The organism is Curtobacterium sp. B18, assembly GCF_000333375.1.
Lineage (GTDB): Bacteria > Actinomycetota > Actinomycetes > Actinomycetales > Microbacteriaceae > Curtobacterium.
Genome location: NZ_BACZ01000135.1, coordinates 1 through 6430 on the forward strand (window position 1 = coordinate 1; position 6430 = coordinate 6430).

Consider the following 6430-nt stretch of genomic DNA (forward strand, 5'->3'; position numbering starts at 1 on the left):
CGCCGGAACCGTGTCGGTGCCCTTGTGATGAGGTAAGGCTTCCCTTACCGTTGCCGTATGGCACGGACCCGGCGACAGCCCAGCGAACGCATCCTCCTCGCCGGTGGCGTCGACGACCTGCCCGAGATCACCCGCATGCTCGAGGACCTGCCCGCCAACGCGTACGGCCAGGTCTTCGTCGAGACGGCCCTGCCGGAACAGGTGCACACCCTCCCGGCGCCCCCGCGCGTCACCGTGACCTGGCTGGTCCGGAGCGCCCGCCCCTCGGCGGTGGCGTCCCTCGTCTTCGCCGACCACGGCGAGGCCCTCGCGAGCGCGGTCACGGGGTGGGCCGCCGAGTGGTGCGTCGCCGACTGCGAACCGCGCACGACCGTCTGGATCGGCTGTGCCGACAGCCCCTGGGTCGAGCGGGCGCGCTCCGTCGTGCAGATCGAGCTGGACGAGGCCGGCTTCGACACCCTCGTCGGCTGACGGGGCGAGGCCAGCCTTCGCTCCCTTGTGGCGCACGAGCGGAGCGGGCACTGTTGTCACCATCGGACCCACCCCACTCGGGTGGGACCACGAGGCAGGAGGAAACGACATGACCGACACCACCAGCACCAGCACCACGTCGCCGTTCTCGACCACGCCGGAGCTCGCCGCCGGTGTGGCGCAGTTCCTCGCCCCGGTCGTCATCGACCTCGAGGCGCTCGTCGTCAACGGCAAGCAGGCGCACTGGCACGTCCGTGGCCGCAACTTCGTCGGCGTGCACGAGCTGCTCGACACGATCGTCGAACACGCGCAGGAGTGGGCCGACCTCGCCGCGGAACGCATCGTCGCACTCGGCCTGCCCGTCGACTCGCGCATCGCCACCGTCGCCGCGAACACCACGATCCCGCCGCTCTCCGAGGGCTTCCAGAACTCCGACGTGACCATCACCGAGGTGATCGCCGAGATCGACGCCGCGCTGCTGCAGGTCCGCCGTGCGGTCGAGGGCCTCGACGAGGTCGACCTCAACAGCCAGGACGTCGTCATCGAGATCGAGCGCGGGCTGACCAAGGACCGCTGGTTCCTGCAGGCGCACCTCGCCGCGTAGGCGCGACTGACGGGAGGCGCGGTGCCAGCTGGCACCGCACCTCCCGTCTCGCTGTCACCACGTCTGTTCATCCACCAGACCGGGCCAGTTCACCCGCCTGTACCCACGCACAGCCATCCTCGGATGGCACCCGTTCGGGGGCACAGACGAGGGGAACAACCGATGCAGCACACTCCCGAGCGACGCCGCCGGACGGCGCTCGCACTCTCCGCCGCGCTCATCGCCGGCGCCGTGGCACTGCCGGGCGCGGCCGAGGCGGTCGGGCAGCTCGCGCTCGACCAGCACGGCGGCGCCCAGCGCCACCAGGGCGACCAGACGCGCTCGGTCCAGCAGGAGATCGAGCGCGCCGGCGCGAAGAACGTCATCCTGCTCATCGGCGACGGCATGGGCGACTCCGAGATCACCATCGCCCGGAACTACCAGTACGGCGCGGCCGGCCGGCTGCCGGGCCTCGACGCCCTGCCGCTCACCGGGTCGTACACGACGTACTCCGTGGTCAAGGACGGCGCGGACAAGGGCAAGCCCGACTACGTGACCGACTCCGCGGCGTCGGGCAGCGCGTGGGCGACGGGCACGAAGACGTACGACGGCGCGATCTCGGTCGACGTCGACGGGAAGCAGCAGCAGACGCTCCTCGAGCTCGCCAAGGCCAACGGGCTGCGCACCGGCGACGTGTCCACCGCCGAGATCCAGGACGCCACCCCGGCGGTCCAGGTCGCCCACGTCGGCGCCCGCTCCTGCTACGGCCCCGACACCGCGTCGTGCGGCACGGACGCGCTGCAGAACGGCGGCCTCGGGTCGATCAGCGAGCAGCTGCTGAACACCCGACCGGACCTCACCCTCGGCGGCGGGTCGGCGAGCTTCCAGCAGACCGCGAAGGCCGGGCAGTGGCAGGGTTCGACCCTGTTCGACCAGGCCGAGCAGCGCGGCTACCAGGTGGTCTCCGACGCCGACGGCCTCGCCGCCGTCCGTCGCGCCGACCAGTCGAAGCCGCTCCTCGGGCTCTTCACCCCCGGGAACTTCCCAACCCGGTACGCCCCCACCACGGCGACCGTCGGCGGGGCCGACCAAGTACCCGTGCAGTGCACGCCGAACCCGGCACGCCTGTCGACCGGGCTCTCGCTGCAGTCGCTCACGAACAAGTCGATCGACCTGCTGAACCGTGACCGTGCGAAGTCCGGCAAGGGCTTCTTCCTGCAGGTCGAGGGCGCGAGCATCGACAAGCAGGACCACGCCGCCGACGCGTGCGGCCAGATCGGCGAGACGATCGACTTCGACGAGGCCGTGCAGGCGGCGCTCGCGTTCGCCAAGAAGGACGGCAACACGCTCGTGATCGCCACGGCGGACCACGCCCACTCGAGCCAGATCGTCGACAACACGCCGCCGACCTCGCTCTCCACGGCGCTCCGCACGGCCGACGGCACCACGATGAAGGTCTCGTACGGCACCTCGGCCGCCGGCAGCTCGCAGCAGCACACCGGCACGCAGGTCCGCATCGCGGCGTACGGCCCCGGCGCCGCGAACGTCGTCGGGCTCTCGGACCAGACGGACACGTTCTTCACGATCCGCGACGGCCTGGACCTGCACGAGGACCTCGCGGCGCTGTCCCGCGGCGCCCGCGTCGACCTGTCGGTCGGAGCACCGCGTCCGGGCCAGCGCGTGACGCTCACGGGCTCGCGGTTCGCCGGCGACCGCCAGGTGCGGGTCGCGGTCGGCTCGACCGACCTCGGCACGGTCGACGTCATCGACGGCACCGCCACGGTGGAGTGGAAGGCGACGCCCGGCAAGTCGACGATCACCTTCACGGGCGTGCAGTCCGGCAAGCAGGCGTCGAAGCAGGTCCGGGTCCGCTAGCACCCGATACGGACGACGTCCACGGCGCGCCCTGCCGGACCGGCGGGGCGCGCCGTGCCCCTGCGTCAGCCGCCGGGCGTCACCAGGCCCGTCTCGTACGCCAGCACCACCGCGTGCACGCGGTCCCGCAGCTGCAGCTTCGCGAGGATCCGTCCGACGTGCGTCTTCACGGTCTGCTCGGCGATGAAGAGCTCCGCGGCGATCTCCCCGTTCGACCGGCCCCGTGCGAGCAGCAGGAACACGTCGCGCTCCCGTTCCGTGAGCACCTCGAGCACCTCGGTCCGGGGCGCGACCGGCAGCGGGCCCGCGACGAACGCCTCGACGAGGTGCCGGGTCACGCGCGGAGCGAGCAACGAGTCGCCGGCCGCCACCGTCCGGACCGCCTGCACGAGCTCGTCGGCACTGGCGTCCTTGAGCAGGAAGCCGCTCGCACCGGCGCGGAGGGCGTCGAACACGTAGTCGTCGATGTCGAAGGTCGTCAGCATGACGACCCGGACCGGTTCGGTCGCGGGTGCGGCCGTGATCCGGCGGGTCGCCTCGATGCCGTCGAGCGCGGGCATCCGCACGTCCATCAGGACGACGTCCGGCCGGAGCCGCAGCGCCTCGACGACCGCTGCGGCGCCGTCGGCGGCCTCGCCGACGACCTCGATGCCGTCCTGGGCCTGGAGGATCGCCACGAGTCCCATGCGGAACATCTGCTGGTCGTCGACCACCATCACACGCGTCATCGGGTCCCTCGGTCGGCCTGCGGACGCAGGGTGGTGGTGCCGGGGTGGCAGGGCAGGGTGACCCGGACGCGGAAGCCGCCGGACGGCAGCGGTCCGTGGTCGATCGTCCCGCCGAGGGCCGCGACGCGCTCCCGCATGCCGGTGAGCCCGAAGCCGCCGTCGTCGGGCGGGACGATCGCGACGGTGTCCCGCGGTGGTGCCGCGTTCACGACCTCGACCGCGAGCACCGCGTCGCGCCGTACGACGGTCACGGCCGTCTCGGCACCCGGGGCGTGGCGTGCGACGTTCCCGAGGGCCTCCTGCACGACGCGGTAGGCAGCGAGTCGGGCCAGCGGGTCGATCGTGCCCCCGGACGCCCCCTCGTCGAGCTGGAGCGCGACCGGGATCCCGGCGGCCTGCGTGGCACGGACGAGTGCGGGCAGGTCGTCGAGCCCGGGTTGCGGAGCCCGTTCGGCGGCGGTGTCGGCGCGGAGCGTGCCGAGCAACTGGCGCATCTCCCGCAGGGCGGTCCGCGAGGTCTCGGCGATCGCGGCGAACTCGGCGCGTGCGGCCGGCGGCAGGTCCGCCACGCGGAAGGGTGCCGACTCGGCCTGCATGTGCACGACCGACATGCTGTGCGCGACGACGTCGTGGAGCTCGCGGGCGATCCGGGAGCGTTCCTCGACCGAGCGGCGTCGGGCCTGCTCGAGCTCGACGTCCCGACGGGCCTCGGCGAGCTCGACCCGGACCGCCCGACGCTGCCCGACGGCCACGGCCGTGCCGGCGAGGAGCAGGGAGCTGCCCGCGGAGACGACGAAGGTGGCGGCCCAGACGTCGGCCGGCTCCCAGCGTCCGGGTGCCACCGCGACGAGGGCGAGGGTCAGCACCGTGGCCGCGGTCCAGACGGCTGCGGTGAGCCGCCAGTCGGTCCGGACGCCGAGCACGACCAGGAGCGCGCCGACGCCGATGATCGCGGTGACCGGGAGCGGCCACGGACCGGCGGGCGAGCCGGCGGTGAGGAGGCCGAGCGCCGCCACCGCCGCGAGGTGCGCCACCGAGGAGGTCCGCGGCAGGACCGGGGCGAGCCCGAGCGAGACCGAGAGGACCGCGGTGACGAGCAGTGCGAGGGGGACGGGCACGTCGTACACCGCCACCGTCACGGGGGCCGCGACCGCGAACAGGGTCGCGGCGACCACGACGAGCACGATCCGAGCGACGACCACGGGCCAGGTCGCCCACTCCCGACGCGTCGACCACGGCCGGCGTCGGCGGGGCGTCACGGGTGGGACGTGGGCGGTCACGGTCGAGCGGTCCCTCCGGCGTGGGCGAGCTGCGGGGCGGGTGGTGCCGTGTCCATCTCGGCCGCACGGGCCGCGGCGCGGGCGTCCCGCTTCCGGCCGACTCTACCGAGGACGCGGTCGACGGCGATGCCGAGCCCGGCGGCGACCACCATCGAGACGAGCGCGGCGACGACGGGTTCGTGCAGCACGCTCGACGTCGCGAGGGCGATCCCGATCGAGGTGGCCGACCACGCCAGTCCGGCGATCGAGCTGATCGCGAGGAAACGGCGGTACGGCAGCCGGGTGGCGCCGGCGGTCATGTTCACCGCGACCCGTCCCACGGGGATGTACCGGCCGACGAGGACGAGGCTCGCGGACCGCCGTCGCATCTGCCGCTCGGCGAAGGCGAACGCCGAGGCGATCCGTGGGCGGCGGGATCGCGCGAGCCGGTCCAGTCCGATCCGACGGCCGATCCAGTACGCGACGGAGTCCCCGGCGACCGCGCCGAGCGCGGCGGCCACGAGCACCCCTGCGAGGAGCGGCTGTCCGGAGGTCGCGGCGACGGCGGCGACCGCGACCAGGGCCGTCTCGCTCGGCACCGGCGGGAAGAAGCCGTCCACCAGGCAGAGCACGAACAGGACGACGAAGACGAGCGGGCTGGTCGCCAGCTCGACGACGAGCGGGGTGATCTGGTCGAACACGGTGGCTCCCTCCGCCGACGGACCTCGTCGACGGTCCCGACGCTACGGAACCGCGGGCCTGCTGCCATCCCCCGCGGGTCTCGACCACCCCCTACCGTGGTGTGACGTCGCCCGACCGGTCAGGCGGCGCCGTCCGACCCGTCGGCGGCCGCCACCTCGCTCGCGATCGTCTCGGTCGCCGCGGCTGCCTCGGTCGCCGCGGCTGCCTCACGGATCCGTCGGACCACGGCCGTCGTGGAGTGTTCCGGGACGTAGTCGACCATGACGACCTCGCCGCCGTAGCCGCGCACCACCGCGGTCTCCCGCAGCATCTCGGGGGAGTAGTCGCCGCCCTTGACGTAGACCTCGGGCCGCAGCCGTTCCAGCAGGGGGATCGGGGTGTCGGTGGCGAAGACGGTCACCAGGTCGACGCACGCGAGCGCCGCGATGACACCCGCCCGGTCCTCGGCCGGGTTGATCGGACGCTCCGGGCCCTTCAGCCGCCGGACGGAGTCGTCGTCGTTGAGCGCGACGACGAGCAGGTCGCCGAGGTCGCGGGCCTGCCGGAGGTAGGTCGTGTGTCCGCGGTGCACCACGTCGAAGCAGCCGTTCGTGAACACGATGCGCCGACCGGCCGCCCGCGCGTCCGTCACCGCAGCGGCGAGCTCCTCGTGGTCGACGACCGTGGCCGCCGGCGCCGTCACGGACTCCAGGAGCGCCGCGGCGGTGCAGACGGACGTCCCCCGCCTCACGGACGACGACGTCCGCGGCGGCCTGGGCGACGGACACTGCGTCGCGGAGCGGTGCGCGCACCGCGAGCGCCACCGTCACGGC

The 6430-nt window shown here is 73.4% G+C and carries 6 protein-coding genes and 1 pseudogene; 3 read left to right on the plus strand and 4 right to left on the minus strand.

Features of this window, described 5'->3' with window-relative positions; all coding sequences use genetic code 11:
- Positions 1-57: 57 nt before the first annotated feature.
- The 3 genes from I5E_RS22530 to phoA all read left to right on the plus strand — a co-directional run bounded on the left by I5E_RS22530 (position 58) and on the right by phoA (position 2929).
- Positions 58-471, plus strand: coding sequence for an SIP domain-containing protein (locus I5E_RS22530; protein ID WP_022905803.1), 414 nt, complete (start codon positions 58-60; stop codon positions 469-471).
- 109 nt (positions 472-580) lie between these two features.
- The gene (locus I5E_RS03700) at positions 581-1075 is read left to right on the plus strand and encodes a Dps family protein (protein ID WP_022905804.1); all 495 of its coding nucleotides are present in this window, start codon (positions 581-583) and stop codon (positions 1073-1075) included.
- 162 nt (positions 1076-1237) lie between these two features.
- Entirely contained in the window at positions 1238-2929 is a 1692-nt protein-coding gene (gene phoA, locus I5E_RS03705) for an alkaline phosphatase (protein WP_022905805.1), read from the plus strand.
- A 65-nt stretch (positions 2930-2994) separates the two neighbouring features.
- On the opposite strand, the gene I5E_RS03710 is transcribed toward phoA, so the two are convergent.
- The 4 genes and pseudogenes from I5E_RS03710 to rfaE2 all read right to left on the minus strand — a co-directional run.
- Entirely contained in the window at positions 2995-3657 is a 663-nt protein-coding gene (locus tag I5E_RS03710; protein WP_022905806.1) for a response regulator, read from the minus strand.
- Complete coding sequence (locus tag I5E_RS21110; protein WP_148286848.1) at positions 3654-4937, minus strand: sensor histidine kinase; 1284 nt, start codon at positions 4935-4937, stop codon at positions 3654-3656. The genes I5E_RS03710 and I5E_RS21110 overlap by 4 nt, the downstream gene beginning before the upstream one ends.
- Positions 4934-5617 (minus strand): DedA family protein, encoded by a 684-nt coding sequence (locus I5E_RS03720; RefSeq protein ID WP_022905808.1) that lies wholly within the window; start codon positions 5615-5617, stop codon positions 4934-4936. Before I5E_RS03720 ends, I5E_RS21110 begins: the two co-directional genes overlap by 4 nt.
- 119 nt (positions 5618-5736) lie before the next feature.
- A pseudogene (gene rfaE2 / locus I5E_RS21115) lies at positions 5737-6430 on the minus strand (D-glycero-beta-D-manno-heptose 1-phosphate adenylyltransferase); the annotation flags it as partial.